The organism is Streptomyces sp. CC224B (assembly GCF_030010595.1).
GTDB lineage: Bacteria > Actinomycetota > Actinomycetes > Streptomycetales > Streptomycetaceae > Streptomyces > Streptomyces longispororuber.
The window spans coordinates 32497-54706 of sequence record NZ_JASCXL010000018.1 but is presented as its reverse complement, the minus strand read 5'-3'; the positions used below and the strand labels follow the sequence as shown (position 1 = coordinate 54706).

Here is a 22210-nt window from a genome sequence, read left to right as displayed (position 1 = left end):
GGGTGTGCAGCGAGGGGACGGCGTCGGCGGCGCGGCCCCGGGCACGGAGCGGGGGCCCGGGGCCGTGCTCAGCGCGCGGCGTCGTCCTGCGCGGCCTGGCGGAGGACGCGGTGCACCCGCTCGGCGAGGTCGGCGAGGGAGCGGACGGTCGCCAGCTCCATGAGCGGCAGTTCGCAGCCGAGGGTGTGCTGCACGGAGACGGCGAGCTCGGCCATCATCAGGGAGTCAAGGCCGAGGGAGGCGATGTCCTTGGCGCCGTCCAGCCGTTCGGGAGAGGTCTGCAGGACGTCGGCCGTGAGCCGGATCAGTGTCTGGGTGAGGACAGCACGGGCCTCGTCGTCGCTCTTGGCGGCGGCGTAGCGCGCGGTGAACTCGTCCGAGGCGTTCTGCTCCTCCCCCGGGGTGCCCGCGCCGGTCAGGGGGGCGAACCGGGCGGCGGACCGCAGGGTGGCCAGGGAGCGCGCCATGCGCGCCCAGTCGAACCGTCCCACCGCCGTCACCTCCGCCCGCCGTCCGAGCAGGTCGTCCAGGGCGGCCAGGGCCCGGTCCGGGGGCAGCGCGCCCGCGCCCAGGCGGTCGAAGGTCCGCGTCATCCCGGCGCGGAAGAGGTAGCCGGTCTCGTCGATGCCGCCCCACGCCACGGCCAGACCCGCGGCCCCGCGGGCACGGCGGGCGCGTACGAGCGCTTCCTGGAAGAGGTTCCCGGCGGCGTAGGGGGCCTGCCGCTGGTTGCCGATGAGGGCGGAGACCGAGGAGTAGGCCACGAAGTGCTCCACCTCGTGCTCGCGGGTCAGCTCGTCGAGGACCAGGGCGCCGTGCATCTTCGCGGCCAGCACGGCGTGGAAGCGCTCGGCGTCCAGCTCGGCCAGGGGGGCGTCGTCGAGGTGCATGACCGCGTGGACGACGCCGCGTACGGGGCGGCCTGCGTCGCGCGCCTGCCGGAAGACGCGGCTCAGCGCCGCGCGGTCGGTGACGTCGGCGGCGTGCACCTGGGCGGTGGCCCCCAGGGCGGCGAGTTCGCGTACCAGACCGGGGGCGTCGGGGGCCTCGATGCCGCGGCGGCTGACCAGCGCCAGGTGGCGGACGCCCCGGGCGGCCAGGTGGCGGGCGGTGGCGGCGCCGAAGCCGCTCGTACCGCCGGTGACGAGGTAGGTGGCGTCGGCGGCCGGGGCGAGGGCGGGCACCGGCCGTTCCAGGGCGGGGGGTTCGGCGAGGGAGACGACGACCTTGCCCAGGTGCCGGGAGTGCTGGAGGGCGCGGAACGCCTCGTGGACCCGGGCGGCCGGGTACGCCTCGTGGGGCAGGGGGCGGTAGACGCCCTGGGTGACGCGCTCGCCGACCTCGCGGAAGGCGTCGGCCAGCGCGGCGGGCGCGTGCACGGTCAGTTGGTTGACGTCCAGGGCGTGGAAGGAGATGTTGCGGCGGAAGGGCCGCAGCAGCAGGGGCTGGTTGGCGTAGATGTCGCGCTTGCCGAGCTCGACGAACCGCCCGCCCGGCCGCAGGGCCTCCAGGCTGCGGGTGATGGCCTCGCCGGACAGGGAGTTGAGGACCACGTCGACGCCCTGTCCGTCACCGACGTCCCGTACCTGTTCGGCGAAGTCGAGCGTGCGGGAGTCGAACACGTGCGGGACGCCGAGCGCGCGCAGCAGGTCCCGCTTCGCGGGCGTCCCCGCGGTGGCGATGACGTGCGCGCCCAGGTGGCGCGCGTACTGGAGCGCGGCCAGGCCCACGCCGCCCGCTCCGCCGTGCACCAGCACCGTTTCCCCGGGGCGCAGGTGTGCCAGGCGGGACAGGGCGTAGTGGACGGTGAGGAAGACGACCGGCAGGGTGGCCGCCTGTTCGTGGCTCATGCCGTCGGGGACGCGCCCCACCGACTCGGGGCGGGCGCGCACGTGGGAGGCCAGGGAGCGCGGGGCGACGGCGTAGACGCGGTCGCCGGGGGTGTAGCCGGTCACGTCGCGTCCGACGGCGACCACCTCGCCGGCGCACTCCAGACCGAGGGCGGGCCCGCCCGGGAGCGGCACCTCCGCGTCCGGGGGCAGCAGGCCGGTGGCCAGCATGACGTCGCGGTAGTTGAGGGCGGCGGCGTGGACGCGTACGAGCAGTTCCCCGGGGGCGCAGGCGGGCGGCGGCCCGGCGGTCCAGGCCGTGCGGCTGCGCAGCCCTTGGCTACGGAGTTCGAGGGTGTAGGGCTCGTCGTCGGCGGCCTGCGGGCCGGGGGCGGGGCGGCGGTCGGTGAGGCGCGCCACGTAGCGGCCCCGCGGGGTCAGCACGACCTCGTCCTCGTCCGGGCCGGTGCGGGGCGGCGCGGCGTGCAGGAACTCGCGTACCAGCCGGTCGGCGTCGGCGGTGGCGTCCGCGCCGCCGTCCAGCGAGACACGGCGGACGGCCAGGCCGGGGCGTTCGTTGGCGAGGGTGCGCGCCGTGCCCCAGACGGCCGCGGCGGCGGGGTCCAGGGGCCGTTCGGGGGCGGGGAGGGCGCCGGTGGGCCGGGTGATCAGCCAGAGGGCCGGGGGGTCGTCCTGGGAGCGCGCGGACAGGGTCCGGGCCACGGTGCGGAGGATCTGTGCCCGCTGGACGGCCTGCCGGGTGAGCGCCGGGGCGTCGTCCCAGGGGGCGGGGGCGTCCAGGATCAGGACGCAGTGGGAGGGTGCGGGGTCACGCAGCGCGTGCTCCGCTTCGCCGGGCCCGGGCACGGTGGCGGTCTCCACGGCGTCGGCTCCGGCGCGGCGCACGGCGGTCGCGAGCGCAGGAATCAGGGGGTTGGCGGTGGGGCCGGTCTCGCTGAGCAGGAGCCATCGGCCGGACAGCGTCGGCGAGACGGGGCCCGAGGCCGCTCCGGCCGCGGGGGCCGGTGGCGTGGCCGCCTGGGGGCGCTGCTGCCGGCGGGCCAGGAGGACGGTGCCGGGGCCGGTAGCCGTCCCTGCGGCCGTGATGTCGGTGAACCCGGCGTCGCCCAGGGTGGAGCGCAGGGTCTCGCCGTCGTGCGGACGCGCGGGCGAGGGGACGTCGAACAGCCCCTGGAACAGCGCGGTGTGGTGCAGGGGGCCGCGGTCCAGGGCCAGCAGCAGCCCGCCGTCGGCGAGCAGCCGCCCGACCCGGCGCGCGGCCGCGGCGGGCGACGCCGCGCGCTGCAGTGCGCCGGAGTCGACGACGAGGTCGTACGGACCGCCCAGGCCGGGCCCGGACGCCGTGCCATGGGGGGCGCCGGGGCCGTCGTGAGCGCCGAGAGAGTCGGACGCACCGGGGCTGCCGGAGTCGTCGGAAGCACCGCGATCAGCAGGGGCGTCGGAGCCGTCGGAGGCGTCGGGATCGAACGTGCGGTACTCGACCGCGTCATGGGCCGCCAGGCGCGCCTGGGCGCGCGGGAGGCTGTCCGCGTCGCGGGCGGCGCAGACGTACTCGGTCTGCTCGGGCGGCAGGACCGGCAGGAGTTCGGCGCTCAGGTCGCCGGTGCCGACCCCGATCTCCAGTACCCGCAGAGGCGTGTCCGCGGCCCGCTCCGTGACGATCCGGGCGAGCAGGTGCCGGGCGCTGCGGCGCAGGCCGGGGCGGAGCGTGCAGGCCTGGAACCGTTCCCACAGGTGCCGGTCGCCGTCCGCGGTGAACAGGTGCCGCGGCTCCTGCCTGCCGCTCAGTACGGCGGCCAACCGCAGTCCGCAGCGGAGGTGGACGGCGAGGAGCGCGGAGAAGCCGGGGAAGTCGCCGAGCAGCGCCCGGGCGCGCTCGTGCGCGTCGGCGGGCGCGCGGAACTGCCAGCCGGGCGCCTCGGCGCCGGTGGTGGCTGCCAGCAGGCCGTGGTCGACGGCGAGTTGGGCGAGCAGCGGCACGTGGGGCGCGTAGCGCTCGGGCATCCCGGCGGCCCGCAGGTCGTCCAGGCCGAAGCGGGTGGCGTCCGGCAGCAGCCGGGTGAACGCGTGCACGCTCCAGTGCGCCGTGGACTCGCGCAGGCGCTCCAGCAGGCGGGGGTGGTCGTCGTCGGTGAGCACGGCGCGTTCGGCGGCGGTCGCCGCCGCCAGCTCCCGGGGGGAGGGCAGGTCCGCGGCGCTCGGGGTGCCGGGGAGGGCCGCGGGGCGCAGGACGACGGAGCAGTGCCGCGCCTCGCGGGCCGCCAGCATGTCCGACCGGCGCAGTCGGCAGCCACTCAGCTCGACGGCGACCTCGCCGGTGCCGTCGGTGATCAGGGCGTCGAACTGGGCCTCGCGGCCGGTGACGTGGACGGACGTGAGGTGGATGTGCCCTTCGGCGGCCGGCGGCCGCCACACGCGGGCGGCGCCGATCGCGGCGGGCAGGTACAGGTGCTGTTCCCCGGCCCGGGCGACGAGGGCCGCGGCGCTCTGCAGGGCGCCGTCCAGGATCACGGGGTGGGCCTCGAAGCCGTCGCTCGGCAGGGTGAGGCGGTAGTCGGCCAGCGCCTCGCCGTCGTCGGCGCGGACGGCGGTGAGGACGCGGAAGGCGGGCCCGTAGTGGAGGCCGACGGTGGCGAAGGAGGAGTACAGGACGTCGGCGTCGGCGTCCGTCGCGGACAGCCGGGAGCGCACGGCCGCCAGGTCCAGGGGGGCGGGTGCCGGACGGAGCAGCCTGCGGACGCGTCCGCGGGCGTGCAGGTGCCAGGACGAGCCCGCGTCCGGCCGGCTGGCGACACGGACGACGCCGTCCTCCGGTGACAGGGTCGTCTGCACCAGGGTGTCACGCGTGTCGCGTCCGCCCGGCAGGGTGAGGGCCTGCACCACGTGCAGGTCGGTGACCTCGGCGGGGGCGGCGAAGTGGCGTCGGCCGGCGGCGTACGCGGCCTCGACAAAGGCCGCGGCCGGTACGACCACGGCGTCGCCGACGCGGTGGTCGGCCAGCCACGGCAGGTGCGCGGGGTCGACGTACTGGTGCCAGGCGGGCTGGGCGATCTGGACGGGCCGGCCGAGGAGCGGGTGGTGGAGGCTCCGGTCGCCGTTGACCCGCTCCCAGTCGTCCGGTCCCCCGGTCCAGCAGCGCTCCCGCTGCCACGGGTAGGGGGGCAGGGTGGTGACGCGTCCGGGGCGGGGGAAGTGGCTGCCGTCGGTGCGCGCGCCCACCGCGACGGCGGCCGCGGCGGCGGCGCGGACCTCGTCGGGTCCGTCCGCCCGGCGGCGGCAGACGGCGATCGCCGCGGGGGCGGGCCCGGTGTCCTGCCGTCGGCGCCTGAGGTAGGGGGTGAGCACGGCGTGCGGCCCGATCTCCAGGAAGACGGCGGGGCCTTCGTCCAGGAGGGCGCCGACCGCCTGGTCGAACAGGACCGGCTCCCGGACGTTGCACCACCAGTAGGACGCGTCGAGCCGCGGGCCGGCGAGCGGGGCGCCGGTGACGGTGGAGACGAACGGGATGCGGTGGTCGCCGCAGGTCAAGGGGGCCAGTGCGGCGAGGAGTTCGTCTTCCAGCGGGTCCATGGCGCGGCTGTGGAAGGCGTAGTCCAGGTCGAGGCGGCGGAAGAAGACGCCGCGCGTCGTCAGCTCCGCGCCGAGTTGGGCCAGCGCCCGCCGCTCCCCGGCGACGGTGCAGTCGCCCGGGCCGTTCACCCCGGCGATCTCCAGCCGGCCGGTGAACGGGGCCAGCTCCTTGGCCAGGTCGGCGGCGCCGAGGCCCACGGCCGCCATCGTGCCGGTGCCCGCGGTGGCGGCCTGGGCGCGGCTGCGTTCGGCGACGACGAGACAGGCGCCGGGCAGGTCGAGCGCGCCCGCGGCGTGGGCGGCGGCGACCTCGCCGATGCTGTGTCCGACGACGGCCTGCGGGCGGATGCCGTACGAGGCGAGGAGCTCGACGAGCCCGACCTGGACGGCGAACAGCAGCGGCTGGGCCACTTCGGTCAGGTGCAGCCTGGACTGCCCCTCCGGGCGGCGCAGTTCCTCGGCCACCGACCAGCCGAGCCGGGCCCGCAGGTGGCCGTCGGCCTCGTCGACCGCCCGGCGGAAGGCGGGCTCGGCGTCGAGCAGCGCGGTGCCCATGCCCGGCCACTGCGAGCCGTTGCCCGAGAAGGCGAACACGGTGCGGCACGGCGTGGGGGCGGTGCCCGCGGCGCCGGTCGCGGTGCGCAGCGTCGACGCCGGGTCGAGGGCGGCCGCGTGCAGGGCGGCGGCGGCCTGGTCGGGGGTGGCGGCGAGCACGGCGGTGGCGTACTCGTGCCGGTCGCGGCGCTCGGTGGCCGTGTAGGCGACGTCGTAGAACTCGTCCTGGGGCGTGTGCTCCAGGTGCTGCGCCAGGTGTTCGGCCGCCTTGGCCACGGCTTCGGGGGTGCGCGCCGAGACGACGACGGGCAGCCGGCCCGTCGTCGGCGGGGCCGTGGCGTGTGCCGGGGCCTCGGGCGGGGGCGCCAGGACGAGGTGGGCGTTGGCCCCGCCGAAGCCGAACGAGTTGACCCCGACCAGCGGGCGGTCCAGCGCGGGCAGGTCCTCCGCCTCGACCACGGGGCGCAGGCCCAGGGCGCCGAAGTCGATGGCGGTGTTCAGCGGTTCGGCGTGGACCGTCGCCGGGATGCGCCGGTGGCGCAGCACCAGCAGCGCCTTGAGCAGCCCCGGCATGCCCGCCGCGCCCTCCAGGTGGCCCAGGTTGCCCTTCACCGAGCCGATGGGCAGGGCGCCGGTCCGGCGGCGGGTGCCCAGGGCGCGGCCGATGGCGGAGCACTCGATCGGGTCCCCCACCGGTGTGCCGGTGCCGTGGGCCTCCAGGTAGCCGAGGTCGTCGGCGTCGATGCCGGCGCGCTCGTACACCCCGGTGAGCAGGGCCTGTTGGGCCTTGCTGCTGGGCAGGACGAGGCCGGGGGTGTTGCCGTCGTTGTTGACGCCGTGCGCGAGGATGAGGCCGTGGATCCGGTCCCCGTCGGCCAGGGCGTCCGCGAGCCGCTTGAGCAGGACGACACCGGCACCCTCCGAGCGGACGAACCCGTCGGCGTCGGCGGAGAAGGGCCGGCAGCGGCCCGTCGGGGAGAGCATGCCGGCGGCGGAGAAGCCGATGAACGGGTGCGGGCTGAGGAGCACTTGGACGCCGCCCGCGAGCGCGACGCGCGCGTGCCCGCGGTGCAGCACCTCGCAGGCCTGGTGCACGGCCGTCAGGGCGGAGGAGCACGCGGTGTCCACGGTCGTGCTCATGCCGTGCCAGTCGAAGGCGTGGGAGAGGCGGTTGGCCAGGTTGCAGCTCGCCAGGCCGGCCATGGTGTGGGGGCCCGCCTTGTCCGCGACGAGCGCCTGCAGCTGCTCGTAGTCGTGGGAGCTGGCGCCGATCACCACGGCGGTGTCGGAACCCGCCAGCGTCCGCCGTGACGCTCCCGCGTCGTCCACGGCCTCGGCCGCGAGCTCCAGGAGCAGCCGCTGCTGGGGGTCCATGGCGGCGGCCTCACGGGGTGAGATCCCGTCGAAGTAGCTGGTGTCGAAGCCCGCGACGTCGTCGAGGAAGCCGCCGGCCGCGGTGTAGCTCCGGGTGGTCCTGCGCCGCGTGGGATCGGTGAACCGCGCGGCCGGGAAGCGCTCGTCGGGCACGGTCGTCACCAGGTCGAGCCGCAGCTCCAGAGCGCCCCACAGGTCGTCGAGGGTGGCGATGGAGCCCGGCAGGCGGCAGGAGGCCCCGACGACGGCGATGGGATCGTTGGCGACCGGACCGGAGGCGGGCATGGGCGTCCTTAGGGTGGGGGCGTACGGGCGGGGCCGGGAGGCACGCTTCAGTAACGGCGGCGAAGTCTTTCGGTTCCGGCTTGTGCCACAAAATGCCCGCACGTCACCTGGTGACGTGACACTCCCCTTATGGGTGACAGTGCGCGGTGGCGGGTTCGTACCCCAGCGCCGCCCGTACGTAGGCCGTGTCGAGCGGCGGCGGGTCCGTCAGGTCCGGCGCCAGGGTGCGGATTCCGGACCGCTCGTAGGAGCGTCGCTGTACGCCGTACCGCAGGAGGAAGCCGGGCAGGTGGGCGGCGGCCAGGGACTCGATCGCGCTCGGGTCGGTGAGGCGCGGGACCTGTTCGAGCCGCAGGCCCGGGTGCCGGCTCTCGACGGCGTCCAGGATGAGGCGGACGGGAGTGTCCACCGGGTGTACCACGTGGAAGGTGTGTGCGCCGGGTCCGTCCGGTGCCCGCGCGGCAAGGCGCAGCATCGCCCGGACCGCGTACTCGACCTGCACGGCGTTGATCGTGCCCCCGGGCACCATGGGCAGCCGTACGCGCCCGGACACTCCCTCGAACAGGGCGGTGCCCGACCTCTCCGACCGCCGCCCCATCTCGGCGAAGGGGTGCTGGGGCAGCCCTTCCGCGGGGTGGCTGTCCGAGACCAGGACGCTGGGCCGCAGGACGGTCACCGGCCGGTCGTGCCGCCCCGCCCAGGCGCGGACGAGCCGCTCGGACTCGAACTTGGTCTGCTCGTACGGCGTTTCGAAGCCGTACGTGTCATCAAGTTCCGTCTCCGCGATGCACCCGTTCCGGCGACGTCCGGCGACGAAGGCGGTACTGACGTACGTGACGCGGCAGCCCCGGCCGGCGTACTCCGCCAGTTCCAGGACGCGTTCCGTTCCGGCCACGTTGGTCTCCCGCAGGGAGCACAGCGGCGCGGACAGGGAGATGTCGGCCGCGCTGTGCCAGATGGCGGTCGTCCGCCCGGCGAGCCGGCTGTACTGCGCGGGCGGCAGCCCCAGGCGCGGCCGTGAGACGTCTCCTGACAGGCAGTGCAGGCGGGACAGCACCGCGTCGGGCAGCGGCCCGCCGGCGAGGTCGGTGAGGCAGGTGACGACACGTCCGCGCAGCTCGGCGGAGGTGCCGCGCCCCAGCGCCGTGACCTCGTGGCCCTCGTCCGCGAGCAGCGCGTACAGCAGGCGGGAGCCCAGAAAGCCGGTGGCCCCGGTGAGCAGAATGGACATGCGCACCACCATGGCACCGACCCGGTTCTTCCCCGGTGCCGCCACGAGGGGTCCGGGCGGTGGCGTCCGGCAATAGCCCCGCCAGGGTGGCGCCCGTCACCCGGACGGAGTGCGCGGCACCCTCCGCCGCGTCCCTGGCGGCCGCCGCATCCCCCAGCCGGTGGCGGCGGGGGCCCGCCTCCCCTTTCCCGCGGGCCGCGACGCGCCTCTTTCTCTTCCTCGCCGGTGGCCGCCCCTCCCCGTCCGCCCGGTGCGCCGAGGTGTCCGGAAGCCGGACCTCCATGGGACGGACACGGTGATTCCGTGCGTGAAAAATACCCCCGGGGGTACTGATGCTACGGTGGGAGGCAGATACCCCCCGGGGTAATTTTTCGGACAGGAAGGAGCAGGCGCGTGTTCTTCGTCGACACCATCGAGCTGGAAGGGCTCGGCAACCGCAGCTACCTGGCCGGCGGTGAGCACACCGCGGTGGCGGTGGACCCGCCGCGCGACATCGACCAGGTGCTCGCGGCGGCCGCCCGGCGCGGCGTGCGGATCTCCCACGTGGCGGAGACCCACGTCCACAACGACTACGTCACCGGCGGCCTCGACCTCGCGCGCGTCACCGGCGCCCGCTACCTGGTACCGGCGGACGCCAAGGTCTCGTTCGCGCGGGTGCCGGTCGCCGACGGCGACACGGTGGAGGTCGACCCCGGGAGCGAGGTGGCGCTCGTCGCGCTGGCGACCCCCGGCCACACCCCCCACCACACCTCCTACGTGCTGAGGGAGGCAGACCGCCCGGTGGCCGTGTTCACCGGAGGCTCCCTGCTGATCGGCACGGTGGGCCGACCGGACCTGGTCGAGCCGCGGCTGACCCGGCAGCTCGCCCGCGCCCAGTACGCCTCCGCCCACCGCCTGGCCGACGACCTGCCCGACGGGACGGCGGTGCTGCCCACCCACGGCTTCGGCAGCTTCTGCTCCTCGGCCGAGGCCGGGGGCGAGCGCACCACCATCGGCCGCGAGAAGGCCGCCAACCCGGCGCTCACCGTCGACGTGGACACGTTCGTCGCCGACCTGCTGGCCGGTCTCGAGGACGTACCGGCCTACTACGCGCACATGGGCCCGGCCAACGCGGCGGGCCCGGGGCCGGTCGACCTGACCCCGCCCGCGCCCGCGGACGCCGCCGAGATCGCCGCGCGCCTCGCGGCCGGTGAGTGGGTGGTCGACCTGCGCAGCCGCGTCGCGTTCGCCGAGGGGCACGTGGCGGGGTCGTTCAACTTCGAGGCCGACGGCAAGCTCGCCACCTATCTGGCCTGGATGATCCCCTGGGGCAAGCCGGTCACCCTGCTCGCCGAGTCGGCCGAGCAGCTCGCCGCGGCCCAGCGCGAGCTCACCCGGGTGGGCATCGACCGGCCGGCCGCCGCCGCGACCGGCGGGCCCGCGGCCTGGCTGCCCGCGGACGGGAAGCCCGCCTCGTTCCCGCGCTCCACGTTCGCCGGGCTCGCCGCGCAGGACGCCGCCGAGGTGGTGGTCCTCGACGTACGCCGCCGCTCCGAGCGCGCCGGGGGCTGGATCGAGGGTTCGGTGCACATACCCGTCCACGAACTCCACGGCCGCCTCGACGAGGTGCCGCCGGGGACGGTGTGGGTGCACTGCGCCGGCGGCATGCGCGCCGCGATCGCCGCCTCCCTGCTGGACGCCGCCGGCCGGGACGTCGTCGCCGTCGACGACGGCTTCGACGCCGCCACCGCCGCCGGCCTGCCGCTGTGCACCGGCTGACCCGCCCGCACACGCCTGTCCGGCCGCCGCGGTGAGCGCCCTGGTCCTGGCCCTCGTCGCCGGGGCCGTCGTCGGCCTCGCCCTCGGCGCGCTGGGCGGCGGCGGCAGCGTCCTCGCCGTGCCCGCCCTGATCTACCTGCTCGGCTTCGGACCGGCCGCGGCCACCACGGCGAGCCTGTTCATCGTGGCCGCCACCTCCGCCACCGCCCTGTACGCCCACGCGCGGGACGGCCAGGTCGCCTGGACGACCGGGGCGCTGTTCGCCGCCGCCGGTGTCGTCCCCGCGTCCGTCACCGGAGCGGCCGCCGGCCGGGTGCCCGAGGCCGTGCTGACCGTCGCGTTCTGCGCGATCGCCGCGCCGGCCGCCGTACGCATGCTGCGCCCGGCCACCGGGCCGTGTACGGCTCGGCAGGGCGGCAGGGGCGGGCGCCGGTCTCGGTGCGGTGACGGGGTTCCTCGGCGTGGGCGGAGGGTTCCTCGCCGTGCCGGCCCTGGTCGGTGTCCTGGGACTCACCATGCGGCGGGCGGTCGGCACCAGCCTGCTCGTCATCACCGTCAATGCCCTCGCCGCCCTGATCGCCCGTGCGGGCGGTGGCGGCGCACTCGACTGGGCGCTGATCGGGCCGTTCACCGGGGCCGCGGTACTGGGCGCCTGGGACGGCAAGCGCCTCGCGGCCAAGGTCCCGAGCCGCCGCCTGCAGCAGGTGTTCGCCGGCGCCCTGCTGGTGGTGGCCGCGTTCATGCTCGTCGACGTGGTCGTATGAGGGGCGCGACCGGCCCCCCGGCACGGACGGCCCCCCGGCACGGACGGCCCCCTCCGGGCGCGGACGGCTGCCGGGGAGGGCCGCCCGGGTCGGCTGCCCGGGAAGGCTGCCAGGGAGGGCTGCCCGGGTCGGCTGCCTGGGGCGGCCGCCGCTCAGGCCAGGGACAGGAAGAGCTTCTCCAGCCGGGCGCGCATCTCGTCCCGGTCACCGGCCTCCCGCCCGCCCTCGGCCATGCAATGCTGCAGCCCCGTCGCGATGATCGCGAAGCCCGCCCGGTCCAGCGCGCGGGACACCGCCGCGAGCTGCGTGATGACGTCCTCGCAGTCCCGGCCCTCCTCGATCATCCTGATGATCCCCGCGATCTGCCCCTGAGCCCGCCGCAGCCGGTTGAGCACCGACTTCAGCTCGTCGGCCGCCAAGTCCAGTTCCACCATCCACCTCCAGAGATACCCCCAGGGGTATCATACCCGGGTGCGGACCCCCGTTCCCGGGACCGCACGGAAGGAACGCCTCGCACATGAGCACCCCCCCCCCCCCCCCCGCCGCCCTCCCGCCCGCCCAGGCCGCCGCCCACCTCGGCGACTACGTCGTCATCGACGTGCGGACGCCGGGCGAGTACGCCTCCGGCCACCTCCCCGGCGCCCTCAACGTCCCCCTCGACCACCTGCACACCGCGCTGCCGGCACTCAAGGCCGCGGCCGCCCGCCGGGCGCTCCTCGTGGTCTGCGCCTCCGGCAACCGCTCCGCCACCGCCTGCGCCGAACTCGCCGCCGCCGACGTCCCCGCCGCCACCCTCACCGGCGGCACCACCGCCTGGGCCGGTGAAGGCCACGCCCTCCAGCACCCGGAGGGATCCGGGAGCGTCTGGCCCATGGAGCGCCAGGTCCGACTGGCCGCCGGTGCCCTCGTCGTCCTCGGCCTCGCCGCCGGCACCCGCTGGCGCCCCGCCCGCCTGCTGGCCGCGGCCGTCGGCGCCGGCCTGGTCTTCTCCGCCGCCACCGACACCTGCGGCATGGCCGCCGCCCTCGCCCGGCTCCCCCACAACCGGCCCCGCGCCGCCGACCTCGAGGCCACTCTGCGCGCCCTGCAGGGCTGACGCGGGCCTGCGGGGCGCCCGGGGCCCGTCCGGCGGGCCGCCCTTGGAGGAACGTCTGAGCGGTCGCGTGCTGTCTGTTCACGAGTGGTGAACGTCAATAAGCTGAGCGGCCTTGCGCGTTCAGGGGAGGTCTCGTGAACGGTCTCCGTACAGTTGTCGTTTGTTTTGTGATCGCGTGTGCCGCCGCGCTGTCGCCGACCGCCGGGGCGGCACCGGCCGCGGCCGGCTCGCCCGCCGCGGCCGCGGCGCCGCGCTGGTCGGCGCTGCCGGTGCCGGCGGCGGCCGCGCCGATGTACCTGTCCGACCTCGCCGCCCGGGGGCCGCGCGAGGCGTGGGCCACCGTGCACGAGAGCGCCGCCGACGGACTGCGGGCGGCGCTGTACCGGTGGGACGGCACGGCGTGGAGCCGGGACACCACCTTCCCCGGCGCCGATGACCCGGGCTGGCTCGGCAAGGTGCAGTTCGTCGGCGAGGAGGTGTGGATCTTCCACAGGACCCCGCAGGGGACGGGCGAGATCCTGCGCCGGTCGGCGGACGGGTGGAGCACCGTGCCGCTGCCGCGGACCCTGAGGACCTATCAGGACTTCGCCGCCGTACCGGGTGCCGCGTGGGTGGTCGGTGAGGACGACACCGGGCTGAAGGTGCTGCACTACGACGGTTCCCGCTGGACCGAGCAGTCCACCCCGGACGGGGTGCTCTACCTGATGGGTGTCACCGCGCGTTCCGCCGACGACGCCTGGGCCTGGACGAGCAGCAGCAACGGGATCTCCGTCCTGCGCTGGGACGGCGAGGCGTGGCGCGACGCGAAGGTGCCGCTGCCGTCGAACGGCAACGTGCACACGATCCTGCTGGAACCGTCCGGCAGGGCCGCGCTCGGCGGCAGCCAGTACACCGACGGGGTGGCCCGCACCTACCTGATGACCTGGAACGGGCGCGCCTGGCGCACCGTCTTCCCGCCCCTGGGCGACACCTACACCGAGGGCATGGTGCGCGGCCCGGACGGCGCGCTGTGGCTGCCGGTGCGCAGCGACCGCGCGTTCCAGTCGAAGTACGCGCGGGTGAGCGGCTCCCGCACCACCTTCTCCTACGGACCGGAGCGTACGAACGCGATCGACGTCAAGCCCAGGGAGCTGACCAGGGCCGGGAGTTCGCTGCTGTCCTTCGGGACCGTCGAGGTCTACGGCTCCCCGCCGAACCTGATGAGCGAGCGGAGAGGAGGCTGACCACATGGCACGACGACCTGGAGCACGACGGCCCGCACCACGGCGGTCCGGCCCACGCCGGCCTGCGGCACGGAGGAGGCCTGCGGCACGAAGACCTGGGGCGCGCCGGCTCCTGGTGGTGGCCCTCGCGGTCGCCCTGGCCGTCCTGACCCCCATGAGCCCGGCCGCGGCGGACACGTCGTCCTGGCAGCACGTCCCGGTCCCGGCCGGGCTGCGTCCGCAGACCGGGCTGAACGAGGCCGTGGCGACGGGGCCGGACCGGGCGTGGGCGGTGGGCGCCGACGCCGTCGGCCGCGAGGCCCCGGGCTTCCCGCTGGTGCTGCGCTGGGACGGGACCGCGTGGCACCGCCAGAGCCTGCCCGGGGTGCGCTGGCAGGGCGACTTGCTGTCCGTCGCCGCGACCTCGCCGAGCGCGGTCTGGGCGGTCGGCCGGGACGCGGCGGGCGGCGCCCGGCTGCTCCGCTTCGACGGCACCGCCTGGTCCGAGAGCCGGCCGCCGGCCGGTGTCGCGCTGACCAGGGTCGTCGCCGGCGGGGGCGAGACCTGGCTGATCGGCACGCGGGACGGCGCGCAGGTGCTGCTGCGCCGGGACGGGCGCGGCTGGCAGGACATGCCGGTGCCGCCGGGTGTCGTGTACGGGCTGCACGTGAAGGCGGCCGACGACGTCTGGGCCGCGGGCTCCGCCAACTCGGCGGCGGCCGTGTCGCACTGGGACGGCAAGGAGTGGCAGCAGACGATCGTGGACGGCTTCCCGCGGGCGGCGGTGGGCAGCGTGCTCGCGGTCTCGCCGACGGAGGTGTGGGCGGGCGGCTCGGCCGGGTTCATCGGCGGTCCGCCGGGCCGGCCGATCCCGCCCCTGCTGGTCCGCTTCGACGGCAAGGAGTGGAGCCGGGTCGCCCTGCCCACCAACTTCGGCGGCGTCACCTCGCTGGCGCCGAACGCCTCCGGCGGCCTCGGCTGGGTCGCGATCGCCAACTCGCTGAAGTGGGGCCCGCCGGGCAGCTCTCCGCCGCTGGTCCCCGGACCGGACTTCGCCGCCTGGAACGGGCAGTCGTTCGCCGAGTACAGCGAACCGGCGGTGGCCGGAGAGGGCGACTCCTCGCTGTTCCGCCTGGCGCCCGTGCCGGGTACGTCGACGGTGTGGTCGGTCGGCCGCGCCGCCGGGCCCGGGGGCACCTTCGCCCCGCGAATTCTGCGGTTCGGCTGAGGCCGCGCGGTCCGGCCGAGGCGACGAACGGGGCTCCGTCCGCAGGGACCGGGGCCCCGTTCCGCGTGGGACGCGCCCGGCGCCGACGGTACCGCGCCTCCGTACGCGGGGGCCCGGAGAACGCGCGGCCGAGCCCTTGTCAGGCTCCCCCGGCGGCGCTTGTCTGGACCAGGGACACCCTGCTGGACAACGCAACGGAAGGAGCGCGCGATGCGCCACGGCGACATCGCCTCCGGCCCGGACACCGTCGGGGTCGCAGTGGTGAACTACAAGATGCCCCGGCTCCACACCAGGGCCGAGGTGCTGGACAACGCGCGGAACATCGCCGGGATGGTGAAGGGCGTCAAGACCGGCCTGCCCGGCCTGGACCTCGTCGTCTTCCCCGAGTACTCCACCCACGGCATCATGTACGACCCGGCCGAGATGCTGGACACCGCCTGCACCGTGCCGGGCGAGGAGACGGACGTCCTCGCCGGGGCCTGCCGTGAGGCGGGGGTCTGGGGGGTCTTCTCGCTGACCGGCGAGCGGCACGAGGACCACCCGCACAAGCCGCCCTACAACACCCTCGTGCTCGTCGACGACCAGGGCCGGATCGCGCAGAAGTACCGGAAGATCTTCCCGTGGTGCCCGATCGAGGGCTGGTACCCCGGGGACGCCACGCGGGTGACCGAGGGCCCCAAGGGCCTGCGGGTCTCCCTGATCGTCTGCGACGACGGCAACTACCCCGAGATCTGGCGCGACTGCGCGATGAAGGGCGCCGAGCTGATCGTGCGCTGCCAGGGCTACATGTACCCGGCCAAGGAGCAGCAGATCCTCATGGCCAAGGCGATGGCCTGGGCGAACAACTGCTATGTGGCCGTCGCCAACGCCACGGGGTTCGACGGCGTCTACTCCTTCTTCGGGCACTCCGCCCTCATCGGCTTCGACGGGCGGACGCTGGGCGAGACCGGCGAGGAGGAGTACGGCGTGCAGTACGCCCAGCTCTCGGTGTCCGCCATCCGCGACGCGCGCGCCCACGACCAGTCGCAGAACCACCTGTTCAAGCTGATGCACCGCGGCTACGCGGGCGTGCACGCCGCGGGCGAGGGCGAACGGGGCGTGGCGGAGTGCCCGTTCGACTTCTACCGGCTCTGGGTCACCGACCCCGCCAAGGCCGCGGAGCAGGCCGAGGCGATCACCCGCGACACGGTGGGCGTCGCCGGCTGCCCCGTGGGCTCGCTGCCCGTACGGCCGCCGGAACAGCGGTGACCTCGCGGGTACGCGGTGGCGTCCCGGCCGGTCAGGGCGCGTCGGCCAGGGCGGCACGCACCGCCGCCTCCGCGTGCAGGCGGGCCGTGGGGAAGACGGCGACGGGGCTGTCCTCGGGGCCGATCAGGAGCTCGATCTCGGTGCAGCCCAGGACGACTCCTTCCGCCCCGGCGTCCACGAGCCGGGCGATGACGTCCCGGTACGCGGCGCGCGAGGCGTCGCGCACCACGCCGCGGCACAACTCCTCGTAGATCACCCGGTGCACGAGCTCCCGGTCCGCGGCGTCCGGGACCAGCACGTCGAGGCCACGGCGCTGGAGGCGGCCGCGGTAGAAGTCCTGCTCCATCGTGAACGCGGTGCCCAGCAGGGCGACCCGCCGGACTCCGGCCGCCCGTACGGCGTCCGCGGTCGCGTCGGCCAGGTGGAGCAGGGGGACGGAGGTGGCCGCCTGCACCTGGTCGGCCACCTTGTGCATCGTGTTGGTGCAGATCAGCAACAGCTCGGCACCCGCGGCCTCCAGGCTCCTCGCGGCGGCGGCGAGCACCCGGCCCGCCTCCTCCCAGCGCCCTTCGGCCTGGAGCCGCTCGATCCCGGCGAAGTCGACCGAGTACACCACGCACCGCGCCGAGTGCAGTCCCCCGAGCTGGTCCCGCGTCAGTTCGTTGACCGACCGGTAGTACTCCGCCGTCGACTCCCAGCTCATCCCGCCGAGCAGTCCTATGGTCCTCATCCCGCGCCCCCCGTCACCGGCTGCGCACGGGCGACCTGCCCGCACATAAGCGGAGCTTTATGCTATCCGGTCACGGATAAGTAGAACTTCTAGGCGGTGAAAGAGGAGTATCTGCCCCGCGCGGCCGGGTGCGGGGTGCTCAGCCCGCCGCGCGCTTGACCAGTTCGGTGATCCGCTCCTCCACGGCCGCGGTCAGCTCGGTCAGCGCGAAGGCCGTCGGCCACATGGCGCCGTCGTCGAGGTGCGCGGCGTCGTTGAAGCCGAGCGTGGCGTAGCGCGCCTTGAACTTCCCCGCGCTCTGGAAGAAGCAGACCACCTTGCCGTCCCTGGCGTACGCGGGCATCCCGTACCAGGTCTTGGGCGTCAGCTCCGGGGCCGCAGCCCGGACGATCGCGTGCACCCGCTCGGCCAGGACCCGGTCCGGCTCCGCCATCTCGGCGACCTTCGCGAGCAGCTCGCTCTCGCCGTCCGCCTTGCCGCGGCGCGCCGCCTTCACCTCCTTGGCGCGCTCCTTCATCGCGGCGCGCTCCTCGGCGGTGAACCCCTCGGCCGGGTCGTCGTGCGCGGCGGCCTCCTTGGAGGCGCTCTTCGTGGAGGTGGTCTTCGTGGCCATGGCGGCTTCCCTTCCTACGGCCCCGGGACGCGCTGTTCCGTTCCTGCGGTCCCGTGGGGCGCTGTCGTTGATCTCATGCTAGGAAGCCGGTCCGTGCGCGGGCTTCTCGAAATCTGATCGCTTCGACAGCCGGGGAGAGCGGTCGGCGCACCACCGCTACAGTGCGACCTGTCATGGATGTCAGGTTCGGGTCCGCGGGGCCGGGGCCGCGCGTCGAGGCACGTGTGAGGACGCGTGCGCAGGCGCGTGCGGCCCGGCCCCGCGGCCGGCGTGCGAGGTGGACGATGCGGATCGGTGAACTGGCTCGGCGCACCGGAGTGAGCGAACGCTCCCTGCGCTACTACGAGAAGCAAGGGCTCCTGGCCGCCGAGCGCACCCCCGGCGGGCACCGCGAGTACGCCGACAGCGCGGTCGACCGGGTCATCCGCATCCAGGAGCTGTTCGCCGCGGGCCTGTGCAGCGCGAAGATCGTGCAGCTGCTGCCGTGCATCCGGGACACCGACGGCGGACCGGCCGCGACGGCGACGCCGTTCCTGGTCGACCAGCTCACCGCGGAGCGGGACCGCATCAACCGTATGATCACGGACCTGGTGCGGTCCCGCGACGTGCTGGACGAGGTGATCGACGCGGCGTCCGGCGGCACGGGTGACACGGGTGACATGGGCGGCGAGGGTGCCGCGGCCTGAACCGGCGCCCCGGCGCCCCGGCGCCCCGGCGCCCGGTGCCGCGCGCGGCCGTGGTGACATCTCGCGGGCCGGCATCCGCGAGGTGAGGGGTCGTCAGAGCAGCGGGGCGCGGGGGCCGTTCGGCGCCTCCAGGCGCCGGTCCACCACCGACCGGGCCACCTCGGCGACCTCGTCCTGGGTGAGCTGCCGGTAGCCGTCCTCGGTGACCAGGCACACGCGCGGGAACAGTCGGCGGCTGAGGTCGGGCCCGCCGGTCGCCGCGTCGTCGTCCGCGGCGTCGTACAGCGCCTGCACGGCGGCCAGGACGATGTCGGCCTCGGACATGCCCGGGTGGTAGAGCTTCTTCAGGGAGCCGCGGGCGTAGACGGAGCCCGAGCCGGTGGCGGCGACGTCGCGCTCCTCGCTGCGGCCGCCCGTCACGTCGTACGAGAAGACGCGGCCCACGCCCTTGTCCACGTCGTACCCGGCGAACAGCGGGACGACGGCGAGGCCCTGCATCGCCATCGGGAGGTTGCCACGGACCAGGGTCGTCAGGCGGTTCGCCTTGCCGAGCAGGGACAGGGCGGTGCCCTCGATCTTCTCGTGGTGTTCGAGCTCCAGCTGGAAGAGCTTGACGAGTTCGACGGCGATGCCCGCGGTGCCCGCGATGGCTATCGCGGAGTGCTCGTCGGCGGGGAAGACCTTGTCGTAGTCGCGGTGCGCGATGACGTTGCCCATCGTGACGCGGCGGTCGCCCGCCACCAGGACGCCGTCCGCGTACGTCGCGGCGACGATGGTGGTGCCGTGCGGGGCCTCGAAACCCTCGTGCGGGGCGGGCAGGGAGCGGTTGCCGGGCAGCAGGCCGGGGGCGTGCGCCGCCAGGAAGTCCACGAAGGACGACGTCTCGGGTGCCAGGAATGCGGCTGGCAGACCGCCCGTGCCGTGCGGACCGGTGTTCATGCGCGTCCCTCCCGTGCCTGCCGACGGACCCGTGCCTGCCGACGGATCTTGTGCCGCACCCTACCCCGCGGCCCCAATGCGGTAACCCCGGCGGGGAGTTGTGCCGCCGCGGGTTCGGTCGCCGGGGCGTCGCCCACGGCCCGGCGGCGGGCGTGGACTGGCGGACCCAGGAGTCGGCGGCCCGCCGCCGTACGGGCGACCGAAGTCTCGCCCCCGGGAGGACCAAGGTCGGGTGCCGGTGCGCCGCCGCGCGACCAAGGTCGCGTGGCCGTGGCCCCGGGACTGTTTGGCGAAATACCGCCATCCAGGCAAGATGCCCGCATGAAGAGCGAGCTTTTCTCCGAGCGCCACCTGGCGCAGCCGGCCACCGTCGCCGGCATGACCGAGCAGAACTCCAAGTCCCTGAAGTACACGGTGGACGGCGAGATGCTGGCCCGGCAGGGCGCGATGATCGCCTACCGCGGCAACCTCCAGTTCGAGCGCAGGAGCCAGGGCGTGGGCGGCATGCTCAAGCGCGCGGTCACCGGTGAGGGCCTGCCGCTGATGACGGTGCGCGGCCAGGGCGAGGCGTGGTTCGCACACGAGGCGCAGAGCTGCTTCATCGTCGACCTGGAGCCGGGGGACGCCCTCACCATCAACGGCCGCAACGTGCTGTGCTTCGACGCGAGCCTGTCGTACGAGATCAAGACCGTGAAGGGCTCGGGCATCTCCGGCGGCGGCCTGTTCAACTCGGTGTTCACCGGCCACGGCAGGCTGGGGCTCATGTGCGAGGGCGAGCCGCTGGTGATCCCGGTGTCCCCGAAGGCGCCGGTGTACGTGGACACCGACGCGGTGGTCGGCTGGACCGCCAACCTGGAGACCTCGCTGCACCGTTCGCAGTCCATCGGCTCGATGCTGCGCGGCGGCTCCGGCGAGGCCGTGCAACTGCTTCTCCAGGGCGAGGGCTTCGTCATCGTGCGGCCGAGCGAGGCCGCGCCGGCGAAGCCGCAGCAGCACTGACCGTGGGCGGCTGCCGCAGCGCCGGGCTGCTGCTCTTCCGCGACGCCGGGCCGGAGGTGGAGGTGCTCATCGGGCACATGGGCGGGCCGTTCTGGGCGCGGCGCGACACCGCTGCCTGGTCGATCCCCAAGGGCGAGCACGGCGACGACGAGGAACCGCTGGCCGCGGCGGTGCGGGAGTTCGAGGAGGAGCTGGGGCTGTCCGCCCCCGAAGGGCCGTACGTTCCGCTGGGCGAGGCGCGCCAGGCGGGCGGCAAGACGGTGACCGCCTGGGCCGTCGGGGCCGACCTCGACCCGGCGGCCGTGGTGCCCGGGACCTTCCGGATGGAGTGGCCGCGCGGCTCGGGCCGCGTACGCGAGTTCCCGGAGCTGGACAAGGTGGCCTGGCTGCCGCCGGACCGCGCGCGCGACAAGCTCGTGGCGGGCCAGCGCGTCTTCCTGGACCGGCTGGCGGCCCACCTCGGCGCCTAGACGGTGCACTGCCCGGCGGGCCGGCGGCCGGGCACTCCCTGGCGGGCCCGAACGGGGCACTCCCCCGGCGGGCCTGAACGGGACACTTCCCCGGCAGTCCGGCACCGGACGGACCGGTGACGCCCGATCATCTGGGCGGTCATGCGGGCGGTCGTCCAAGCCGGTCGTCCGAGCGATCACCCGGGCGGACATCCGGCCTGTCATCCGGGCGGCGGCCCCCCGGCCGCGGCCGACCGTCGGCCCGCAGCCCGCGCTCCGTGCCGCCCGCCCGCGACGCCATCGCGTCACCCTCCACAGCACACGTCCACGGCAGGCGCCTTCGGCTCCGGGGCCCCCGCTGCCGCCGCCCCCGCCGCCGTCCGCGCCAGGCGCGCCCGCAGCATCGGCAGGGCGCACAGCGCGAGGGTGAGCGCGAGGGCTCCGGCGACGACCGCCACCGAGACGCCCGCGGTGGTGCCGAGGTGGTCGTGGACGACGCCGGTGACGGCCGCGCCGAGCGCGACGCCGCTCTGCAGGCCCGCGATCATCCAGGTCATGGCCTCGGTGAGGTGGCGCTCCGGCGTCACGCGCTCGACGATGCTCATGACCACGACCATGGTCGGGGCGAAGAAGACGCCCGCGAGGAACACCACCGCGACCATCCCGCCTACGCCGTCCACGAGCAGGAACGGAAGCGTCGTCAGGGCCGTTCCGCCCACACCGATCAGCAGCAGCCGCGGCAGCGGCACGCTCACGTGCCGGGCGCCGAACAGCAGACCCGAGAGGCCCGAACCGATCGCGTACACGGCGAAGACGAGACCCGCGAGCGGCTTGTCGCCCGCGCGCTCGGCGAAGGCGAGGCCCATGGTGTCGACCATGCCGGGGACCGCGCCGCCGCACAGCAGGACGAGCGCGAGCACGAGGACGGGCGGCGAGAGGATCACCGAGGACCCGCCGCCCGCGCCGGCGCGCGGCCTGACCGGCGGCTCGGTGCTCTTCTGCGGGACGAACAGCGCGACCCCGACGACCAGCAGCAGCCCCGCCGCCATGGGCGCGGCCTGCGGGAACAGCGCGGTGGAGAGCACCACGGCGAGCGCCGGGCCGACGACGTACGTCAGCTCGTCGACGACGGACTCCATGGAGTACGCGGTGTTCAGCCGCGGCGTGCCCCGGTAGATCTCGGTCCAGCGGGCCCTGACCATCGCGCTCATGCTCGGCATCAGGCCGGACAGCAGCGCGAGGAGGAACAGCGTCCACCTGGGCGCGTCGACGGTGGCGCAGAGCAGCAGGCCCGCGAGCCCGAGCACGCTGACGCCCGTGGCGACGGGCAGCACCCGGCTCTGCCCGCGCCGGTCCACCGCCTTGGAGACCTGCGGCCCGAGGAAGGCCATGGAGAAGGTGAAGGTGCCGGCGACCAGCCCGGCCAGCGCGTACTCACCGGTCGTCTCGGACAGCATCGTCAGGATGCCCATGTGGGTCAGGGGCAGGGGGAGACGGGCGACGAGGCCCGCGGAGCTGAAGGCCTTCGTGCCGGGGGCGGAGAAGATCTCGCGGTATGCGTGTGCCATTGCCTGTCCTGTCGTGGGAGCGGCCTCGGCCCGCGCGGGCATGCGTCGGCACCCGGCCGCGCACA

15 protein-coding genes and 1 pseudogene are annotated in these 22210 nt (G+C 75.2%); 9 read left to right on the top strand and 7 right to left on the bottom strand.

Features of this window, described 5'->3' with window-relative positions; genetic code table 11:
- Nucleotides 1–68: 68 nt before the first annotated feature.
- Together QK440_RS09870 and QK440_RS09865 are read right to left on the bottom strand one after the other, a co-directional pair.
- Complete coding sequence (locus QK440_RS09870; protein WP_282792636.1) at nucleotides 69–7634, bottom strand: type I polyketide synthase; 7566 nt, start codon at nucleotides 7632–7634, stop codon at nucleotides 69–71.
- Between the two features lie 127 nt (nucleotides 7635–7761).
- Entirely contained in the window at nucleotides 7762–8865 is a 1104-nt protein-coding gene (locus tag QK440_RS09865) for an SDR family oxidoreductase (RefSeq protein ID WP_282792635.1), read from the bottom strand.
- A 393-nt stretch (nucleotides 8866–9258) separates the two neighbouring features.
- On the opposite strand from QK440_RS09865, the gene QK440_RS09860 reads away from it, so the two are divergent.
- Both QK440_RS09860 and QK440_RS09855 read left to right on the top strand, forming a co-directional pair.
- Nucleotides 9259–10623 (top strand): MBL fold metallo-hydrolase, encoded by a 1365-nt coding sequence (locus QK440_RS09860; protein WP_282792634.1) that lies wholly within the window; start codon nucleotides 9259–9261, stop codon nucleotides 10621–10623.
- Between the two features lie 31 nt (nucleotides 10624–10654).
- Nucleotides 10655–11387, top strand: a pseudogene (locus QK440_RS09855) (sulfite exporter TauE/SafE family protein).
- Between the two features lie 152 nt (nucleotides 11388–11539).
- On the opposite strand, the gene QK440_RS09850 reads toward QK440_RS09855, so the two are convergent.
- Nucleotides 11540–11818, bottom strand: coding sequence for a metal-sensitive transcriptional regulator (locus tag QK440_RS09850; protein ID WP_282792669.1), 279 nt, complete (start codon nucleotides 11816–11818; stop codon nucleotides 11540–11542).
- Nucleotides 11819–11904: 86 nt separating this feature from the next.
- Here QK440_RS09850 and QK440_RS09845 point away from each other — a divergent pair, with 86 nt between their 5' ends.
- From QK440_RS09845 to QK440_RS09830, 4 genes are all read left to right on the top strand, one after another.
- On the top strand, nucleotides 11905–12483 hold the full coding sequence (locus QK440_RS09845) for a rhodanese-like domain-containing protein (RefSeq protein WP_282792633.1): 579 nt from the start codon (nucleotides 11905–11907) through the stop codon (nucleotides 12481–12483).
- Nucleotides 12484–12617: 134 nt separating this feature from the next.
- Nucleotides 12618–13706, top strand: a complete 1089-nt coding sequence (locus tag QK440_RS09840; RefSeq protein WP_282792632.1) for a hypothetical protein — start codon at nucleotides 12618–12620, stop codon at nucleotides 13704–13706.
- A gap of 118 nt (nucleotides 13707–13824) precedes the next feature.
- Nucleotides 13825–14913, top strand: a complete 1089-nt coding sequence (locus tag QK440_RS09835; RefSeq protein ID WP_282792631.1) for a hypothetical protein — start codon at nucleotides 13825–13827, stop codon at nucleotides 14911–14913.
- 210 nt (nucleotides 14914–15123) lie between these two features.
- Nucleotides 15124–16161 carry an aliphatic amidase gene (locus QK440_RS09830; protein ID WP_282792630.1) on the top strand — a complete coding sequence of 346 codons (1038 nt, stop codon included), beginning with the start codon at nucleotides 15124–15126 and terminating at the stop codon, nucleotides 16159–16161.
- Between the two features lie 31 nt (nucleotides 16162–16192).
- Here the strand turns inward: QK440_RS09830 and QK440_RS09825 are convergent, their stop codons facing one another.
- A complete protein-coding gene (locus QK440_RS09825) occupies nucleotides 16193–16891 on the bottom strand; it encodes an aspartate/glutamate racemase family protein (protein WP_282792629.1) in 699 nt (232 codons plus the stop codon).
- A gap of 139 nt (nucleotides 16892–17030) precedes the next feature.
- Nucleotides 17031–17408: a DUF1801 domain-containing protein gene (locus QK440_RS09820; RefSeq protein ID WP_282792668.1), complete on the bottom strand. Its 378-nt coding sequence runs from the start codon at nucleotides 17406–17408 to the stop codon at nucleotides 17031–17033.
- A gap of 380 nt (nucleotides 17409–17788) precedes the next feature.
- On the opposite strand from QK440_RS09820, the gene QK440_RS09815 reads away from it, so the two are divergent.
- Nucleotides 17789–18190, top strand: coding sequence for a MerR family transcriptional regulator (locus QK440_RS09815; protein WP_282792628.1), 402 nt, complete (start codon nucleotides 17789–17791; stop codon nucleotides 18188–18190).
- A gap of 93 nt (nucleotides 18191–18283) precedes the next feature.
- Here QK440_RS09815 and prcB read toward each other — a convergent pair whose 3' ends face one another.
- Nucleotides 18284–19129: a proteasome subunit beta gene (gene prcB / locus QK440_RS09810; protein WP_282792627.1), complete on the bottom strand. Its 846-nt coding sequence runs from the start codon at nucleotides 19127–19129 to the stop codon at nucleotides 18284–18286.
- Nucleotides 19130–19450: 321 nt separating this feature from the next.
- Here prcB and QK440_RS09805 point away from each other — a divergent pair, with 321 nt between their 5' ends.
- Nucleotides 19451–20128, top strand: a complete 678-nt coding sequence (locus QK440_RS09805; RefSeq protein WP_282792626.1) for an AIM24 family protein — start codon at nucleotides 19451–19453, stop codon at nucleotides 20126–20128.
- A 2-nt stretch (nucleotides 20129–20130) separates the two neighbouring features.
- Nucleotides 20131–20598: an NUDIX domain-containing protein gene (locus QK440_RS09800; protein WP_282792625.1), complete on the top strand. Its 468-nt coding sequence runs from the start codon at nucleotides 20131–20133 to the stop codon at nucleotides 20596–20598.
- A gap of 284 nt (nucleotides 20599–20882) precedes the next feature.
- Here the strand turns inward: QK440_RS09800 and QK440_RS09795 are convergent, their stop codons facing one another.
- A complete protein-coding gene (locus QK440_RS09795; protein ID WP_282792624.1) occupies nucleotides 20883–22145 on the bottom strand; it encodes an MFS transporter in 1263 nt (420 codons plus the stop codon).
- Nucleotides 22146–22210 lie beyond the last annotated feature (65 nt).

Excerpts from the sequence above, each read along its gene's own strand:
- QK440_RS09870 (WP_282792636.1), bottom strand. The coding sequence starts at position 7,634 with ATGCCCGCCTCCGGTCCGGTCGCCAACGATCCCATCGCCGTCGTCGGG.
- QK440_RS09815 (WP_282792628.1), top strand. The coding sequence starts at position 17,789 with ATGCGGATCGGTGAACTGGCTCGGCGCACCGGAGTGAGCGAACGCTCC.
- QK440_RS09825 (WP_282792629.1), bottom strand. The coding sequence starts at position 16,891 with ATGAGGACCATAGGACTGCTCGGCGGGATGAGCTGGGAGTCGACGGCG.
- QK440_RS09805 (WP_282792626.1), top strand. The coding sequence starts at position 19,451 with ATGAAGAGCGAGCTTTTCTCCGAGCGCCACCTGGCGCAGCCGGCCACC.
- prcB (WP_282792627.1), bottom strand. The coding sequence starts at position 19,129 with ATGAACACCGGTCCGCACGGCACGGGCGGTCTGCCAGCCGCATTCCTG.
- QK440_RS09820 (WP_282792668.1), bottom strand. The coding sequence starts at position 17,408 with ATGAAGGAGCGCGCCAAGGAGGTGAAGGCGGCGCGCCGCGGCAAGGCG.
- QK440_RS09865 (WP_282792635.1), bottom strand. The coding sequence starts at position 8,865 with ATGTCCATTCTGCTCACCGGGGCCACCGGCTTTCTGGGCTCCCGCCTG.
- QK440_RS09845 (WP_282792633.1), top strand. The coding sequence starts at position 11,905 with ATGAGCACCCCCCCCCCCCCCCCCGCCGCCCTCCCGCCCGCCCAGGCC.
- QK440_RS09830 (WP_282792630.1), top strand. The coding sequence starts at position 15,124 with ATGCGCCACGGCGACATCGCCTCCGGCCCGGACACCGTCGGGGTCGCA.
- QK440_RS09795 (WP_282792624.1), bottom strand. The coding sequence starts at position 22,145 with ATGGCACACGCATACCGCGAGATCTTCTCCGCCCCCGGCACGAAGGCC.